Annotated in this window: 13 protein-coding genes and 1 pseudogene; 10 read left to right on the forward strand and 4 right to left on the reverse strand. The window is 75.8% G+C overall.

Features of this window, described 5'->3' with window-relative positions; translation table 11 throughout:
• Positions 1–4 precede the first annotated feature (4 nt).
• Positions 5–622 (reverse strand): TetR/AcrR family transcriptional regulator, encoded by a 618-nt coding sequence (locus ACA514_RS38510; protein ID WP_375046234.1) that lies wholly within the window; start codon positions 620–622, stop codon positions 5–7.
• A 159-nt stretch (positions 623–781) separates the two neighbouring features.
• Complete coding sequence (locus ACA514_RS38515; protein ID WP_375046235.1) at positions 782–2017, reverse strand: Ig-like domain-containing protein; 1236 nt, start codon at positions 2015–2017, stop codon at positions 782–784.
• A 671-nt stretch (positions 2018–2688) separates the two neighbouring features.
• On the opposite strand from ACA514_RS38515, the gene ACA514_RS38520 reads away from it, so the two are divergent.
• The 8 genes and pseudogenes from ACA514_RS38520 to ACA514_RS38555 form a co-directional block, all read left to right on the forward strand.
• On the forward strand, positions 2689–4149 hold the full coding sequence (locus tag ACA514_RS38520; RefSeq protein ID WP_375046236.1) for an exopolysaccharide biosynthesis polyprenyl glycosylphosphotransferase: 1461 nt from the start codon (positions 2689–2691) through the stop codon (positions 4147–4149).
• A 71-nt stretch (positions 4150–4220) separates the two neighbouring features.
• On the forward strand, positions 4221–5663 hold the full coding sequence (locus ACA514_RS38525) for an O-antigen ligase family protein (RefSeq protein ID WP_375046237.1): 1443 nt from the start codon (positions 4221–4223) through the stop codon (positions 5661–5663).
• Positions 5660–7396: a lipid II flippase MurJ gene (locus tag ACA514_RS38530; protein ID WP_375046238.1), complete on the forward strand. Its 1737-nt coding sequence runs from the start codon at positions 5660–5662 to the stop codon at positions 7394–7396. The genes ACA514_RS38525 and ACA514_RS38530 overlap by 4 nt, the downstream gene beginning before the upstream one ends.
• Entirely contained in the window at positions 7290–8045 is a 756-nt protein-coding gene (locus ACA514_RS38535) for a polysaccharide deacetylase family protein (protein WP_375046239.1), read from the forward strand. Before ACA514_RS38530 ends, ACA514_RS38535 begins: the two co-directional genes overlap by 107 nt.
• On the forward strand, positions 8042–9163 hold the full coding sequence (locus tag ACA514_RS38540) for a glycosyltransferase (RefSeq protein ID WP_375046240.1): 1122 nt from the start codon (positions 8042–8044) through the stop codon (positions 9161–9163). The genes ACA514_RS38535 and ACA514_RS38540 overlap by 4 nt, the downstream gene beginning before the upstream one ends.
• 23 nt (positions 9164–9186) lie before the next feature.
• A complete protein-coding gene (locus tag ACA514_RS38545) occupies positions 9187–10017 on the forward strand; it encodes a hypothetical protein (RefSeq protein WP_375046241.1) in 831 nt (276 codons plus the stop codon).
• Positions 10014–11303 carry a GNAT family N-acetyltransferase gene (locus ACA514_RS38550; RefSeq protein ID WP_375046242.1) on the forward strand — a complete coding sequence of 430 codons (1290 nt, stop codon included), beginning with the start codon at positions 10014–10016 and terminating at the stop codon, positions 11301–11303. Before ACA514_RS38545 ends, ACA514_RS38550 begins: the two co-directional genes overlap by 4 nt.
• Positions 11296–12279 (forward strand): annotated as a pseudogene (locus ACA514_RS38555) (glycosyltransferase); the annotation flags it as partial. The gene ACA514_RS38550 and the pseudogene ACA514_RS38555, both read left to right, overlap by 8 nt.
• Before the next feature lie 185 nt (positions 12280–12464).
• On the opposite strand, the gene ACA514_RS38560 reads toward ACA514_RS38555, so the two are convergent.
• Positions 12465–13823 (reverse strand): glycoside hydrolase family 26 protein, encoded by a 1359-nt coding sequence (locus tag ACA514_RS38560; RefSeq protein WP_375046243.1) that lies wholly within the window; start codon positions 13821–13823, stop codon positions 12465–12467.
• Positions 13824–13947: 124 nt separating this feature from the next.
• On the opposite strand from ACA514_RS38560, the gene ACA514_RS38565 reads away from it, so the two are divergent.
• Both ACA514_RS38565 and ACA514_RS38570 read left to right on the forward strand, forming a co-directional pair.
• A complete protein-coding gene (locus ACA514_RS38565) occupies positions 13948–15243 on the forward strand; it encodes an ATP-grasp domain-containing protein (protein ID WP_375046244.1) in 1296 nt (431 codons plus the stop codon).
• 66 nt (positions 15244–15309) lie between these two features.
• Positions 15310–16557 (forward strand): NAD(P)-binding domain-containing protein, encoded by a 1248-nt coding sequence (locus ACA514_RS38570; RefSeq protein ID WP_375046245.1) that lies wholly within the window; start codon positions 15310–15312, stop codon positions 16555–16557.
• A gap of 126 nt (positions 16558–16683) precedes the next feature.
• On the opposite strand, the gene ACA514_RS38575 is transcribed toward ACA514_RS38570, so the two are convergent.
• Positions 16684–16971 (reverse strand): hypothetical protein, encoded by a 288-nt coding sequence (locus tag ACA514_RS38575; RefSeq protein WP_375046246.1) that lies wholly within the window; start codon positions 16969–16971, stop codon positions 16684–16686.
• Positions 16972–17299: the final 328 nt, after the last annotated feature.

Raw genomic sequence — 17299 nt, forward strand, 5'->3', positions numbered from 1 at the left:
ACGCTCAGCGCGGGCCGGTGCCGTCCGCGTCCGGGCACGGGCTCATCAGCCGGTCCATCAGCACGTGCATGTGCTCGCGGAACGAGGCGATGATCTCCGGGTCGAAGGCGCTGCGCATGCCCTGGGACTGCTCGAAGACGCCCGAGCCGAGGAAGCCGTGCACGCACCAGACCATGGTGCCGAGCAGGTAGAACGGGTTGACGTCCGGCGGGATCACGTCGCGGATCTTGCGGATGGCCAGGTGGAACAGCGGCCGCGCGTAGTGGTCCTCCAGCTCGGAGATGTCGGCGGCGTCGGCCACCCACCGGTGCGCCCACAGCGCGCGGTTCTGCGGATGCTCCAGGTGGAAGTCCAGGTAGCCGTCGACGATCTGGTGGATGGCCCGCCGCCCGGGTTCGGCCTGGTCGACGACCGTCTCCAGCATGTCCCGCTCGGCCTCGAACGCCTGCCGCATGACCTCCAGGTAGATGGCGCGCTTGTCGCCCGCCGCCTCGATGACCGCCGTGGACCCGGTGCCCAGGGCGTCCGCGATCAGCTGCATGGGGGTTCCGTCGTAGCCGAGTTCGCCGAACAGGCGGGTGGCGACATCGATGACCTGCTGCCGCGTGATGACACTGCCCATACGACGACGCTATGTAGCCCCGGTTCGGGTGGAACGTAAGCGCGGGCATGGGCGTGGCCAACACCCGGTAAACGCCGTGGTCCTGCCGGTAGACGCCGTGGCCGCGCCGATCTCAGAGGATCGGCGCGGCCACGGACGGGAAGACGCGGGAGGGAGGGGTCAGGCCTTGAGGGCGGCGGTCGTGACGGGCTTGTCGAGGACGCCGCCCGACGTCCACTTGGCGAACGACATCTGCCAGTAGCCCCAGCCGTTCCACCACTCCAGGTTCCGCTTCGTGCCGGTGATGGTGACGATGTCGCCGCGGTAGGACCAGCCGTAGAACCACCTGGCGTCGTCACCGGGGGAGCGGACGCAGCCGTGGCTGCAGTTGCGGTCGCCCAGGCAGGTCGGGTCGTCCATGTTCTGGTGGATGTACTCGCCGCTGTTGGAGATGCGGGTCGCCCACGGGACCTGCTCGTCGTACCAGCCCGGGTCGCCCTTCTTCTTGCCCGGCGGGCGCATCCGCTCCAGCCGGCTGTGGTCCATGGTCAGGTGGACGCCGCTGGTGGTGAGCAGGTGGTCGACGCCGTCGGACTGGACGTCGCCGCCGGCGCCGAGGCTGACGCCCCAGGACCGGACGGTGCGGCCGTTCTTCTTGACCACGAGCCGGTCGGTCTTGGCGTTCACCTGGATGGTGTGCGAGTCGCCGATCTTGAACGAGCGGGTGGTGTCCTTGTTGCCGAACACGTTGTCGCCGATCTTCAGGCCGGCGTAGTGGACGGTGACGGAGACCCGCTGGTGCGGCGCCCACGGGTGCTTCGGGCGGAACACCAGGGACGGCAGGCCGTTGAACGACTCGCCCGGCGCCAGCCACCGCCAGGCGCCCTCGGTCGGCTTCGTCGAGGAGATCTCGATGCTCTTCTCGATCGCGGCGCGCGCCTTGACCGGGACCGTCTTGTTGAACTGGATGAAGACCGGCATGCCCGTGCCGACCGTCTCGTTCGCGCTCGGCACCACGTTGTTGATGACCGTGGCGGCCGTCGCCTTGCTCGTCTTGAACGCGCTGGTGGCCGTGGTGGCCTTGCCCTTGGGGGAGGTGGCGGTGGCCGACACCTGGTAGGTGCCGCCCGGCTGGAGCGTCCAGGTGGAGTGCCACTGCCGCTTGTCCGCCGACAGCTCGCCGGGGACCGGGACCGTCCTGCCGGACGCGGTGCTCTTCAGCTGCACCGAGATCTGGCCGAGCGTGCCGCCGGCGGCCGCCACCGTCACGCCCTCGTCCGGGCGGGCCTTGCCGGCGCCGTTCGCGGGGGTGATCGTCACCTTGGGGGCGCCGTCCTCACCGCCCGCCGCGGTCGTCCCGCCCTCGCCGCCGCTGCCACCGCACGCCGTCGCCAGCCCCAGCACCAGAGCGACCACCGCAACCGACTTCCCTCGCACCGTACTCCCTCATCCAGCCCACCCGAACCCGGCGGAGCGCGGACCCCGCAACGCGATCGCTGACGAACGGCCCTTCGAGCCCGGCCCGTACCAGGGGGACGGCCGGTCAACACGCCCGATCACATGTGACGTCCATCGTGCCCGGAAGGTTCGCGTCGCGCAGGGGGTTCTCCTCATCTTTCGCCGCAGGCGCCCCAGGCGTTCACCGCGGCGGGCCGGGCGCCGGCGCGGCCGGCACCGCCCGGGGGCCGCGGCCGGGGGGCCGGCGGGGGCGGCGGAACGCATGTCATTGCTCGCAATCGGCGCGGGGTCGGGCGAAAAGGAAAGGCATCGGCGGCGTCCCGGGATATGGAAATGCAAGGGCCGCCGCGGGGCCGCGGCCCTTGGTGTTTCTTGGCGAAAGCGATGGCCGGTGATGGGGTCGTCGCCGCAGGTCACGTGGGTAGCACCCGGACAGTGTCGATCTTCTATTCAAGACTGCGGTGGCCTTCGTTAAAAGCGCCGATCGGCGCCGGTTCGCGCTGCGATGCTGGGCCGTGGCCGCTCGCGGACCCCGTGTTCGGCGGCGGGGAATGCGCGCGGCGCCATGGCACGGCGGAGCCGGCGCCGCCACCTGCCGGTGAGTTCCTGTCAGCGAAGGGACGCGGGAGATGAGAGCCCAGGGGCTGAGCGCCTCCATCGACTCGAGCGCCCCCGTCGGCTCCGGGGCGCCCCTCGCGGACCCGCCGTCCCCGCCGCCGCGCCGCCGCCGGACCCCGGCCCCGATCGCCGTGCTGTACCCGGCCTGCCTCGCCGTCGCCGACGGCTGGGCGATGGCCGCCGCCGTGTCGGTCGCGCGCGGCGCGGGCCCCGACGGGGCGCTGCCCGCCGCCGCGTCCGCCGCCGTCATCGCGCTGAACGCCTCGGGCGGGCTGTACCGGATCCGGCGCAGCCCGTCGCTGCTGGCGGACGCGCGCCCGGTGCTGGTGCGGACGCTGGTGGTCGGCGCGCTGGCCGCCGCGCTGCTGCCCGCCCTGACGCCCGGTGCGGCGCCGTCGCGCGCCGGGACGGCCACGTGGCTGCTGATCGCGTCGGTCGCCGGCCTGCTCTCGCTGGCCGTGCGGGCGTTCGGGAACGCCGCCGTGCGCACCTACCGGTGCCGCCGGTCGCGCGCCCGCACCGCCCTCGTCGTCGGGACGGGGGCGATGAGCGAGCACGTCGTCGACATCCTGCTCGGGCGCGGCGACCTCGGCCTCGCCCCGGTCGGGCTGGTCGCGGCCGGCGGGACGGACGCGGCGCCGGGCCAGCCCGTCCTCGGTGACGCCGCCGACCTGCCCGCGCTCGTCGAGGAGCACGGCGCCGACACCGTGGTGATCGTCGCCGAGGACGTCCATCCCGGCCGGCTCGACGCGGTGCTGCGGCTGGTGTTCGGGCTGCCGTGCGAGACGCTGCTCGTCCAACCGCCGTCGGACGTGGTGCCGGTGGCGCCGGCCCGGCGCGAGTACCTGGCCGGGCTGCCGTGCGCGCGGGTGGACTGGCGGCTGCGCGGCGCTGCGCCGCGGCTCGCCAAGCGCGCGCTCGACCTGGCCGGCGCGCTGCTCGCGCTGCTGCTGGCGGCGCCGGTGCTGGCCGCGTGCGCCGCCGCGGTCCGGCTGGAGGGCGGCCCCGGCGTGCTGTTCCGGCAGCGGCGGATCGGGCGCGGCGGCGAGGAGTTCGTGCTGCTGAAGTTCCGCACCCTCAAGCCCGCGGACGAGCAGGAGTCCGACACCCGCTGGACGGTCGAGGGCGACCACCGGATGGGCCCGGTCGGCCGGTTCCTGCGCCGGACGTCGCTGGACGAGCTGCCGCAACTGTGGAACGTCGTCCGCGGCGACATGAGCCTGGTCGGGCCGCGCCCGGAGCGCCCGCACTTCGTGGAGCAGTTCTCCCGGTCGTGCCCCGGCTACATGCTGCGGCACCGCGTCCCCGTCGGGATGACGGGCTGGGCGCAGGTGCACGGGTTCCGCGGCGACACCTCGATCGAGCTGCGCGCCCGCCTCGACAACCACTACATCGACCACTGGACGCTCGGGTCGGACCTGCGCATCCTGCTGCTGACGGTGCGGACGATGCTCTGCCGGGACGCCGCATGACCGAGCGAAGCGAGGGCATGCGGCTGCCTTTGCCAGGGGGTGTGGGGGGTCGTCCCCCACAAGCGGCACGCATGACCGAGCGAAGCGAGGGCGTGCGGCTGCCTTTGCCGGGGGGTGTGGGGGGTCGTCCCCCACAAGCGGCACGCACGACGACGCTGCCCCGGCACCGCACGACGGCCGTCCCCTGCCCGGGCCGGACGGCGCGGGCGTCCCGGCGCGTCCTCGCGGACCTGCGCGGCCGGCCGAGCTGGCTGGTCGCGGCGACCGTGGCGTGCGTCGGCGTCCCGCCCGGCGGCGACGGCGGCGACGGCACCGGGGTGCAGGTCACCGCGGGCGACGTCGCGAGCGCCGTGCTGGTCGGGGCGGCCGTGCTGCTGGTGGCGACGCGGCGGGTCGCGGTGCCGCGCCGGGCCTGCTGGGCGTTCGCGCCGGCGGCCGTGGCGTTCGGGGTGACGACGGTCGCGTCCACCGACATCGCGTCCAGCATGTCCGGGTTCGTGCGGGACGTGCAGATCTTCGTGCTGGTGCCGCTCGCGGTCGTACTGCTCGCGCGGGACCGCCGCGACCTCGGGATCGTGTTCGGCTCGGTGCTCGGCCTCGGGCTCGGCGAGGCGCTGTACGGGATCTGGCAGTCGCTCAGCGGGACGGGCGCGTCGATCGGCGGCGAGAACGTCCGGGCGGTCGGCACGTTCGGCGCCGCCGACGTCATGGCGATGTCCATCGTCGTCGGGTTCGCGTTCCTGGTGCTGACGGCGTTCGCGCTGGTCGCGCCCCGGTACGGCGCCGCGGCGGTACCCGTCGCGCTCGCCGGGCTCGGCGTGCTGGCGCTCGCGCTGCTGCTCGCGCTCAGCCGGGGCAGCTGGATCGCGCTCGGCGCCGCCGTCGCGCTGATGCTGCTGGTCTTCGACCGGTGGCTCGCGGTGAAGGCGGCGGTCTGCTGCGCCGCGCTCGGGCTCGTCGTGTTCGGGCTGCTCGGCGGCGGCGAGGTCGTCCAGCGGTCCGCGTCGATCGCCAGCTCGGTGAACGACCCGGACCAGTCGGTCAGCGACCGCTACAACCTGTGGGCCGCCGCCGGGCGGATCTGGACCGACCACCCGGTCACCGGCGTCGGCGTGAAGAACTTCCCCGCCTACCGGGACGCCTACGCGGGCATCGAGCTGTCGTCCGGCAGCGAGACCGACGACCCGGTCAACGGCTACCGGCGGCAGCCGCTGCTGTCCCCGCACGAGGAGTACCTGCTGGTCCTGTCCGAGCAGGGCGTGCTGGGCTTCGCCGGGTTCGCCGCGCTGCCCGCCGCGATCCTGTGGGGCCTGTGGACGCGCCGCGACCTGCGCGACCCGTTCTGGCTCACCGGCACCGCGTTCATGACGTTCCTGCTGGTCAACTTCCTGTACGCGGACATGGGCGGGCCGACGTGCGTGCTCACCGGCGTGCTGCTCGGCGCCGCCGCCCGCCGCGCCTTCGGCCTCGGCCGCGGCACCGCCCCCGACCGGCCGGGCGGGGCCGGCGGATGACGGCGCGGGACGTGCGGCGGGGCGGCTCGGTCGGACGGGCCGCCGCGCTGTCGGGCGTCCTGATCGCGGCCGGCACCGGGCTCGGGTTCGTGCGCGACCTGGTGATGGCGCACCGGTTCGGCGCGAGCGGCGCCACCGACGCGTTCCTCGTCGCCTGGACGATCCCCGAGACCGTGTCGCCGCTGCTCATCGAGGACGCGATGGCGCTGCTGATGGTCCCGGTCGTCACCCGGCTGCTCGCCCGCGGCGGCGGCCTGCGCCCCTTCACCGCGACGACGCTGCCCCGGATGGTCGCCGGCCTCGCCGTCGTCACGCTGGTGCTCGGGTTCGCGGCCCCCGCCGTCGTCGAGGCCCTCGCGCCGGGGCTGACCGAGCCGGGGCCGGCGGTGCGGTGCGTCCGGCTGACCGCGCTCACCGTCGTCACGTTCGGCGTCGCCGGGTTCATGAGCGCGACGCTGCGCGCCCACCACCGGTTCGGCCCGCCCGCCGCGATCTACCTCGCGTACAACGTCGGGATCCTCGCGCTGATCGCCGGGTTCGCCGGGCTCGTCGGCATCATGAGCGCGGCGATCGGCGTCGCCTGCGGCAGCGTCCTCATGGTCGCCGTGCAGCTGCCCGCGTTCGCCCGCTGCCTGCGCGAGGACGCCGCGCCGCAGCTGGACCGCGCCGGCCTGCGGCTCGGCCTCGCCGCCGTCGCGCCCGTCGTCGTCTACACCGTGACCCGCCAGGCGCAGGTGTTCGTCGAGCGGTTCATCGGCTCCGGCCTCGCCGCCGGGTCGATCTCGCACCTCAACTACGCGCAGAAGGTCGCGCAGGTCCCGATGGTGCTGTCGCTGCTGATCGTCACGGTGACGTTCCCGCGCCTCGCGCGCGCCTCGGCGGACGGCGACACCGGCGGCGTCGCCCGCCGCGTCCAGCAGGACCTCGTCGTCGCCGGCGGCCTGGTGCTGTGCGCCACCGCGTTCCTCATCGCGTTCGCGCCCGCCGTCATCCGGGTGCTGTTCCAGCACGGCGAGTTCACCGCCGCCGACACCCGCGACACCGCCGCCACCCTGCGCGTCTACGCGCTCGGGCTGTGGGGGCAGTCGACGGTGGGGCTCGCCGCCCGCGCGTTCTTCGCGCTGCGACGGCCGCCGTGGCGGCCCGCCGGCGTCCTCGCGGGCGGCCTCGCCGTCACCGCCGCCGTCTGCGCGGCGCTCGCCGCCGCGACCGGGACGGTGGCGCTGGCCGCCGCCGACGCCGCCGGCATCACGCTCGCCGCCGTCCTGCTGCTCGCCGGGCTGCGCGCCCGCGTCGCGCCGATCGCGCTGCGCCGCGTCGCCGCGGACGTCGCCCGGCTCGTCCTCTTCGCGTCCCTCGCCGGCGCCGCCGCCCTGCTGGCCACCGGGCCGCTGGGCCGGTCCGGCGGGACCGCGCCCGCGATCGCCCGGCTCGCCGCCGGCGGCATCGTCACCGCCGCCGCGTTCGCCGCGCTGATCGCCGCCGCGGGACGCGACCTCATCGCGCCATGGGCGATCCCATGGCCCTCATGGAGGCCCGGCGCGCTCGTCCGCCGCGGCCGCACTTCTTCCGGGGGAACCAGTGACCCAGCCGACCGAACCGGCGCCGCACACGACGCCGCAGACGATGCCCGTGCCGGCGACAGAGCCGGCGGCGCGGCCCGCGCAGCCTCCGCAGGAGGTCGAGCCGCCGCCGCTGGTGCTGATGTACCACTCGATCGACCGGTGCGATGACGACCCGCACCTGGTGACCGTCTCGCCGCACCGGTTCGAGCGGCAGATGGCCTGGCTGCGGGCCCGCGGGCTGCGCGGCGTCGGGATGGCGGAGTTGCTCGCCGAGCACGCCGAGGGCCGCGCGCGCGGCCTCGTCGGCCTCACCTTCGACGACGGCTACGCCGACTTCGCCACCCGCGCGCTGCCCGTCCTCGTCCGCTACGGGTTCGGCGCCACCGTCTTCGCCGTGTCCGGACGCGTCGGCTCCTACAACGCCTGGGACGACGGCCCCCGCAAGCCGCTCATGACCGCCGAGCAGCTGCGCACCGTCGCCGACACCGGCATGGAGGTCGCCTCGCACGGCCGCCACCACGTGTCGCTCCCCGAGGTGGACGACACCGAGCTGCGCGAGGAGCTCGAGGAGAGCCGCACCGCCCTGGAGGGCATCGTCGGGCGGCAGGTCACCGGCTTCGCCTACCCGTACGGGCACGCGACGGCCCGCGAGATCGCCGCCGTCCGCGCCGCCGGGTACGACTACGCCTGCGACATCCGCCCGCAGGAGCCGTCCCGGCACGCGCTCGGCCGCGCCTACATCGGCGAGCGGGACGGCGGCCTGCGGCTCCGCGCGAAGATCATCCGGCATCAGCTGCAGTGGCGGAGCCGCCTGTGACCCGCGTCCTGCACGTCATCACCGGACTGGAGCACGGCGGCGCCGAGCGCCAGCTCGCGCTGCTCCTGCGCCATCTCCCGCTGGACTGCGAGGTGGCGACGCTGACGCACGCGGGTGCGGTCGGCGAGGAGATCCGGCGCGGCGGCGTGCCCGTCCACGAGATCGGCATGCGCGGCAACCGCGACCTCGCCGCGCTGCCGCGCCTCGTCCGGGTGATCGGCGACGGCGGGTACGACGTCGTCCACACGCACCTGTACCGCGCCTGCGTCTACGGCCGCGTCGCCGCCCGGCTGGCCGGAACGCCGCGCATCATCGCCACGGAGCACTCGCTGGGCGACGGCCACATCGAGGGCCGCCGCACCACCCGCGCCGTCCAGGCCCTCTACCGGGCGACGGAGCACCTCGGCTCCATGACGGTCGCGGTGTCCCCGACGGTCGCGACACGGCTGCGCGCGTGGGGCGTCCGGCCGGACCGCATCACGGTCATCCCCAACGGGATCGAGCCCACGGCGTTCGCCTTCGCCCCCGCGCGTCGCACCGCCACCCGCCTGCGCCTCGGCATCCCGGCGGACGCCCACGTCGTCGGCGCCGTCGGACGCCTCGTCCCGACCAAGCGCTTCGGCCTGCTCGTGGAGGCCGTCGCCCGGATGCCCGGCGCCCGGCTGCTGATCGTCGGCGACGGCCCGGAGCGCGCGCGGCTCCACCGGCTCGCCCGTGCCCGGCACGTGGCCGACCGCGTCGTCCTCGCGGGTGCGACGGGCGACGTGGCGCCGGCCCTCGCGGCCATGGACGTGTTCGCCGCCCCGTCCACGCAGGAGACGTTCGGCCTCGGGGTCCTGGAGGCGCTGGCCGCCGGGCTGCCCGTCGTCCGCACCGCCTGCCCGGCCCTGGACGGCCTTCCGCGCGGGGAGGCCCCGGACGCCGTGCGCCTGCCCGCCGCCGCCGGGCCGGACGCCTGGAGCGCCGAACTCGGCCGCCGCACCGGACGGGTCCCGGTGCCGCCGGCCGTCCACCGCTACGCCATCGCGGAGCAGGCCGCGAAGCTCGCCCGGCTCTACGCGGGCGGCGCGCCGCGCGCCGGCCGGGCCCGGCCCGCCCGCGAGTCCATCCCGACATGACGGCATGAGAGAAGGGTCAGCCGATGTCGCAACGTGACACCAGCAGGAAGCCGGCCGCCCGGAAACCGGCCACCGGGAAGCCGGCCGCCGGCGGACCGGCCGAGCAGCCGGCCGACGCAGGCGCCGCCCCGCCCACCGGCCGTGCCGCGCGGCGGCTCGCGGCCCGCCGGGCGGCGGGCCGGGCCGCCGCGACGCCACGCCGCGCCGCCGGCCGGCTGCGCGCGCCGCTGGCCGCGTGCCTCCGCCGGTTCGGCCCCGCCGTCGCGCTCGTGCTGAGCGGGCTCCTCGGCGGGCTCGGCTACGCCCTGTTCGCGCCCGCGACCTACACCGCCACCGCCTACGTGCTGGTCGTGGACGACGGCGACGGCGCCCAGGGGCCCGCGGCGGTCAGCTTCGCGCAGGCGTTCGGGCGGCTCGCGCCGCTGCCGGAGACCCTCGCCTACTCCTCGATCCCGCTGCCGGACGGCGCGATGGCCGCGACCCGCGACCACATCCAGTCGTCCACCTCGCCGGACACGCCGCTGATCAAGCTCGCCGGCAGCGCGGACACCCCGGCCGGCGCCGCCGCGTTCGCCAACGCCGCCGCCGACGCGCTCGTCCGGTACGGCACGTCGCACCGCACCGACACCGGCGTCCGGGTCGCGCTGATGAGCATGGCCGCGACCCCGTCGGCGCCGTCGTCGCCGAACCTGCCGCTGGACGTCGCGGTCGGCACCGCGTCCGGCGTGCTGCTCGCCGGGCTCGGCGCCGCCGTGCTGAGCGGGCGGCGCGGGCGCGGCCAGCACGACGCGTCCCGGCCGCCGCGCGGCGCGGTCCCGAGCCCGGCCGCCGAGCCCGTGGAGGTGAACTCGTGACGCTGTCCAGCACGATCCGCCCGCGCAGGGCCGCCGCGCCCGCCGGGACCTGGCAGGTGGAGGTGCGCCGCGACGAGGGCGCGCTCATCGAACTCGCCGGCGAGCTGCGCGACCTGTACGAGCGCAGCCCGGAGGCCACGCCGTTCCAGACCCACGAGTGGCTCAGCGCCTGGTGGGGCTGGTACGGGATCCGCGGGCGGCTGCGGCTCGTCCTCGTCCGGCACCGGGGCCGGCTCGTCGCCGCCGCGCCGCTGATGACGGCGGGCCGCTGGGGCTTCCCCGTGCTCGTGCCGATCGCCGACGAGCAGAGCGACTTCACCGACTTCCTGCTCGACCCCGCCTACGCCGACGGCGCCGTCGAGCACCTCGCCCGCGCGCTGCACCGGATGCGCGGCCGCTGCGCGGTCGACCTGCGCGAGGTGCGCCCCGGCTCCGTCGTCCACCAGGTGGCGCAGCGCTGGCCGGGCCGGTCGTGGCGGATGCCGGCGTCGGTCTGCATGGAACTGCCCTGCACCGGCATCGACGACGTGCTGGCGCGGCTGCCGGGCCGCAGCGCCGGCAAGATGCGCGCGAAACTCCGCAAGATCGACGTCCGGGGCATCACCGTCGAGACCGTCCCGCCGGACGCGGCGGGGGACGCCGTCGCCGCGCTGCTGGACCTGCACGCCCGGCAGTGGCGCAACCGGCCGATGAACCCCGAGCACACCCGCGAGCGGTTCCGCCGCCACCTGGCGGAGGCGGGCGCCGCGATGGTCCGCGAGGGCCGCGCCGCCATCCTCCAGTACCGGTGGGACGGGCGGCTCGTCGCCAGCGACCTCGTCCTCATCGGGCACCGGTTCGTGGGCGCCTACCTGTACGGGGCGATCCCAGAGCTGCGCGACAGCGTGGACGTCACGCTGATGCTGCTCCGCGAGGACCTCGCCCTGGCGCGCGCGCGTGGCCGCCAGGCCGTCAACCTGCTGCGCGGCGAGGAACCCTACAAGCTGAAATGGCGGCCGAGCCGCGTCCAGAACCAGCGGATCATCCTCGGCCGCGCCGTCCCGGCGCCGGTGTTCGCGGGGATGGCCCTGGTCCGCGCGGGCCTGGCCGCGCGCAGGCACCACCGGCCGGCGCCCGTCCCCCTGCCGACCCGGCCCGGCGACGACACGCCGACGCCCCGCGTCGACGTGCCCCAGCCCCGCGAAGACGCCCCCCGCACCGCCGCACCCCGCGGCGATGCGGGGAGCACGGGCGCGGCGCCCGCGCACGGCGGGACGCGCGAGGGCGGGCAGCCGGGGCATGGCTGACGCCGCCGCCCCGCTGCGGGTACTGCACGTCAGCCAGCCGAACGCGGGCGGCGTCGCCGTCTACGTCGGGCAGGCGGTCGCCGACCAGCGCAGGCGCGGCTGGGAGGTCGCGGTCGCCTGCCCGTCCGGCGGCGACCTGCCGGCCCGCTGCGCGGCGGCGGGCGTGCCGTGGTTCAACTGGGACGCCCACCGCGCGCCCGGCCCGCGGACGCCGCTGGAGGCGCTGCGCCTGCGCCGCCTGGTGCGGGGCTTCGAGCCGGACGTCGTGCACCTGCACTCCTCGAAGGCCGGCCTGGCCGGACGGCTGCCGGGCCGCCCGTGCGGGGTGCCGACGATCTTCCAGCCGCACGGCTGGTCGTGGCTCGCGGCGACCGGCCGGCAGGACCTGGTCAGCCGGATCTGGGAGCGGCTCGCGGCCCGCCGCGCGGACGCGCTGGTCTGCGTCGGCGAGGGCGAGCTGCGGGCGGGGATGCGGGCCGGCGTGCGGGGCCCGTTCCGGCTGGTCCGCAACGGGGTGGACCGGCGCCGGTTCGGGCCCGCCGACGCGTCCGCCCGGCTCGCGGCGCGGACCCGGCTGGGCCTGCCCGCCGCCGCGCCGCTCGCGGTGTGCGTCGGCCGGCTGACCCGGCAGAAGGCGCAGGACGTGCTGGTCGCGGCCTGGCCGGCGGTCGCCGCGCGGTGCCCGTCGGCGCGGCTGGCGATCGTCGGGGACGGCGAGGACCGGGACGCGCTGCGCCGCCGCCGGGTGCCGGGCGTCCGGTTCGTCCCGGCGGTGCAGGACCCGCGCGACTGGCTGGCGGCGGCGAACGTCGTCGTGCTGCCGTCCCGCTGGGAGGGGCTGCCGCTGACCGCGCTGGAGGCGCTCGCCACCGGCCGGTCCCTCGTCGGGACGGACATCCCCGGCATCAAGGAGGTCGTCGGCCCCGGGCTCGGGGCGCTGGTCCCGGTGGACGACCCGGGCGCGCTCGCCGACGCGCTGGCGGCCCGGCTGCTGTTCCCCGGGGTCGCGGAGCGGGAGGGCCGTGCGGCGGCCGGCGCGGCGGCGGCCTACGACATCACCGAGACGGTGGCGCGGCTCGCGGCCGTCACGTGCGAGGTCGCCGGCGTGCCGGTGCCGGACGGCGCGTCCGGCGTGCTCGCGGCGGCCTCGACGTCGGAGGCTCAGCTCCTGGGCGCGGACGTCCTGGCCGACTCGGAGGTCCTGGCGATGTCGGGCGCGGGCCGCGCCGGGTCGGCGGGCGGCGCGGGCGGTGCGGGCGGCGTGTTCGCGGGCGGTGGAGCCGGCGCCGGCGTGGTGTTCGACGCGGGCGGCGCCGGTTGGGCGGGCGGCGGCGCGGGGCTCGATGCCGAGGGCGCGGGGTTTGGCACCGGTGGCGGAACGGACGCCGGAACGGACGCTGGAGCGGACGCCGGTGGGGACGCCGGGGCGGGCGAGCCGGCGGGCGGATCGGCGGCGCTGCCCGACGGGCTCGGGGACGGGGCGGTCACGCCGCCGAACAGCTCGCGGTAGGCCTGCGCCGACCGCGGGTTGGCGCCGCATTCCCACACGCCGTGCGGGCAGTAGTCCGTGATCGACTGATAGACCACGTTATGCGAAACGATCCAGTCATGCATTCCCTGGATATATTCGGGGTTGTCGGAGTTGCGGAACAGGCCCCATTCGGGAAAGGAGATCGGCTTGCCGTGCGCGGCGGCGAAGTCGGCCTGCGCCCTCATCCCGTACGGCTGATCGATGTAGTCCTGGAAGGAGTCCCCGGGCGGCTGGTCGTAGCTGTCGGACCCGATGATGTCCACGACGTCGTCGCCGGGATAGCAGTCCGTCCACGGGACGGCGTCGTGGCCGCGGTTCGGCGCGAAATCGAACCGGAAACCCGCGCCGGGGACCGCGCGCATGGCCGTGACGATGCGCCGCCAGTACGCCTTCCACGCGCCGGGGTCGGGCGCGCACCGGCCGTCGTAGACGTCGCCGTTCATCTCCCAGCCGAGGACGAGCACCGAGTCGCCGGCGTTCAGCCCGACCAGGTTGCGCGCGAGCGCCCGGTAGTGGTCGTCGAACGCGCCCGCCGCGCCGCCGCGCAGCAGCGAGGACAGCACCGTCGGCGGCAGCTCCGCCTCGTTCGGCGCCATCATCGGCACGTTGACCGCCAGCGTCCGGCCCGGGGCGGCCTCCCGCCAGCGCGTCCACGGCTGCAGGATCTGCGGCGGGCCCTCGACGTCCGCCCAGGAGTCGCCGGGCAGGTAGGTGCGCCCGACCGTCACCGTGGAGCCGAGCCAGCGCTGGAACCGCTCCACCCGCGCGACGCCTTCGGCGCCGGACCCGAGAAATGCCCCCAATGGCACATAATTCACCGTTTTATGCGCCGCCTGCGGCTGGAACCAGGTGACCAGGGTGGACGCCGCGAGCGCGACCAGCGCGGCGGAGCCGAGCAATACCGGGGAGAACGGCAGGAGCGGTGCGCGCCTTTTCCGCCGCGTTTCCTGCGGCCGCCGCCCGGTCGAATGGATATTCGCAGCTCGCATGCGTATCGTATGCCCTCTGGCGGCCGCAGCGAACGAATCGGCCAAGCGGCCGATCACAAAATTTACCTTGAAAGGGAAGGCTAGCCGTGCGCCTCAATCCGCCGGAACCGGCCGGCTGACGCGGATGTTCCTCGACACCCTGACCCAGCCTTTCGGACGGAGGTCCCGGATCTCCGCGGGGCCGCTCCCGGAGGCGACGCCGCCGCCGGTGCGGCCGCCGCTCGATCCCGGGCTGCCCGTCCTGCTGCTGCGCACCGACCACAACCTCTTCCACCACGGGAGCCTCGGCGCGATCCGCTCGCTCGGCCGCGCCGGGGTGCCGGTGCACGCGATCCTGGAGGGCCGCGCCAGCCCGGCCGCCCGGTCGCGCTACCTGCACCGGGGGCACCCGTGGGCGCCGCCCGCCGAGCGGCCCGCCGAGCTGGTCCGCCACCTGCACGGCATCGCCGAGCGGATCGGCCGCCGGGCGCTGCTGCTGCCGGTCGACGACGCCGGCGCGCTGTTCGTCGCCGAGCACGCCGAGGCGCTCGCGCCCGCGTTCGCCTTCCCGCACCAGGACCCGGGCGTCCCGCGCCGCGTCGCCGACAAGTCGCAGCTCATCGCGGCGCTGCGGGAGCACGGCGTGCCGTGCCCGCAGAGCCGCACGCCGCGCAGCGCCGCCGACGTCGAGGACGCCGCCGCCGAGCTCGGCCTGCCGCTGATCGCGAAATGGGCGCGGCCGTGGCGGCTGCCGCCCGGCATGCGCAGCACCACCGTCGCGCACACCCTGGACGAGGCGTACCGGCTGTTCGCGGCCGGGCTCCGGCGCGACCCGCACGGCGACGCGGGCCCGCTGATCCTGCAGCGGCGCATCCCGAAGGCCGGCGGCGACTGGTTCTTCCAGGGCTACTTCGACGCGTCGCTGGACTGCCTGTTCGGCGCCACCGGCCGCAAGCACCTGGCGCATCCGCCGCAGGCCGGCCACACGATCGCGGGGGAGTGGGCGCGCAACCCGGAGCTGGAGCGGCTCGCCGTCCAGACCGTCCGGACGCTCGGCTGCCGGGGGCTGGTCGACCTGGACTTCCGCTTCGACGCCGGGACCGGCGCCTACCACCTGCTGGACTTCAACCCGCGGATCGGCGCGCAGTTCCGGCTGTTCACCGACCGGCGCGGGCTCGACCTCGTCCGCGTCCTGCACCTGGACCAGTCCGGGCGCGAGGTCCCGCCGGCGCTGCCGGCGTTCGGCCGCCGGCTGCTGGTGGAGAACCACTACCTGAAGCAGTCGATCGGCCGTCCGCTGCTGCGCGCGGGGACCCTCCGCCCGCTGCGCCAGGCCGACGAGCTGGCCTGGTACGCCGGCGACGACCTGCCGCCGTTCCTGGCCATGGGCCGGCAGAGCGTGCTGCGCGCCGCCCGGCGGCGGGACCCGCGCCCGTCCTGAGGCGGCGCCGCCCGCCCGCGGGCGGCCCTTCCACACGCATTGACACACACATCGGGGGAACGAGAAATGACCGATTCGGTCAGCGACGTCGTCATCGTCGGCGCCGGGCCCTACGGCCTGTCGACCGCCGCGCACCTGCAGAACCTCGGGCTGGGGGTGCGGATCATCGGCACGCCCATGGAGTACTGGGCCACCAGCATGCCCGAGGGCATGCACCTGAAGTCCGAGCCGTTCGCCTCGAACCTCGGGGCGCCGCAGGAGGGCCTGCGCTTCACCGACCGCCATCCGGACTGGCGGCTCGGCCGGCCCATCCCGCTGGACACCTTCGTCGCCTACGGCCGCTGGTTCGCCGAGCAGGCGGTCCCGGGCACCGAGCCCGTCGAGGTGGTGAGCGTCGAGCGCGGCGCGCCGTCGGGGTACGCGGTGACGCTGTCCACCGGCGAGACGATCGCGGCCCGCGCGGTCGTGATGGCGGTCGGCGTCGGGCCGTTCGCGCGCGTCCCCGACGAGCTGGCGGGCATGCCGTCCTGGCTCGTCTCGCACAGCGGCGACCACCGCGACCTCAGCCTGTTCGCGGGCAAGGACGTCGCGGTCGTCGGGGCCGGGCAGTCCGCGCTGGAGACGGCGGTGCTGCTCGCCGACGCGGGCGCGCACCCGCACGTCATCGCGCGGCGCGGCGAGATCGACTGGAACACGGTGCCGAAGGAGCACCGCACCCTTCCCGAGCGGCTGCGCCAGGGCCCGCGGTCCGGGCTCGGCACCGGGTACCGGACGTGGGTGTGGTCGCAGCGGCCCGGGCTCGTCCGGTACCTGCCGGAGCGGACCCGGCTGCGGCTGGTCCGCGAGACGCTGCCGCCGGCCGGGTCCTGGTGGCTGCGGGACCGGCTGGACGAGCGGATCCGCGTGTCGACGGGCCGGCGGCTGGTGAAGGCCGTCGAGCAGGACGACGTCGTCGCGGTCACCACCATCGACCGGACGGGCCGGCGGCTGGTCGTCGAGGCCGAGCACGTGATCGCGGCGACCGGGTTCGTGCCGGACGTGGAGCGGCTGACGATGCTCTCGCCGGAGCTGCGGGTGCGGGTGGACAACCGGCTCGGCGCGCCGGTGCTCAGCGCGAACTTCGAGTCCTCGATGCCGGGGCTGTACTTCGCGGGGCTGGCGGCGGCGCCGACGTTCGGGCCGGTGATGCGGTTCGTGCACGGCGCGGGCTTCGCGGCCCAGCGGATCGCCCGGCACATCGTGCACCGGACGCCTCCGGCGGCGGCGCCGGCACGGCCCGCGACCGCGCCGGCGCTGGAGACCGACGCCCGGTAGCGGGCCGGGAGAAGGATCTCTCCGGTCGAAGGATCCTGCACCGGACGGGACGACGCCGGTGGCGCGCCGAGGCGGCGCGCCACCGGCGCCCGCGTTCGCGGGCCCGCGCGGAAGGAGCCGCCGGTGTCAGCGCCAGAGCGGGTGGGCGCGGCGGCGGACCCGCTCGAGCCGGGACGTGGCGATGGCCCATTCGAGCCGGGCGAACAGCGTCCAGGCGCGGGTCCACTCCGGCCGGGTACGGGTGAGGATCCGCTCCGGCCTGCGAAAACCGCCGGCGACGCGGATGCCCTCGCGGCTGACCGAGTAGCGCACCGGCCGCGCGCGGGACGCGCCGGGCGGGCGCGGGCGGGCCGGCCGGGGAAGGAACCGGTGCGGCGGCCGTGGCCACGTGTTCGCGGACGAGGGGTCGGGCATGCGGTCGGCTCCTCGGCTAGACGGCCACCGTGTCACCGAATGTAGCGCATCGGATACCGCGCGCCATGCTTCTCCCGGACATCGGGGGGAAACCGGATGCCGAGGCGGCCGGGGGCGCGTGGGTGACGAGTCCCGTTAATTCGGGCGAAGTCCAGTCAAACGGCCAGCTCTTCGGGCAGAGAATATGCCGGGAGAAAAGCGGAATCCATGCCCGGGTAAACGATGGCAAAGACGCGCCGACCTGCCCGATGACACATCGGTGAATGCGCCCAGCGCGGTGCTACGGTCATGCCGACCGGCCAGGAACCGGACATCGGACGACGGCCCC

Origin of the sequence: Actinomadura sp. NTSP31, assembly GCF_041951385.1 — a bacterium.
GTDB lineage: Bacteria > Actinomycetota > Actinomycetes > Streptosporangiales > Streptosporangiaceae > Spirillospora > Spirillospora napierensis.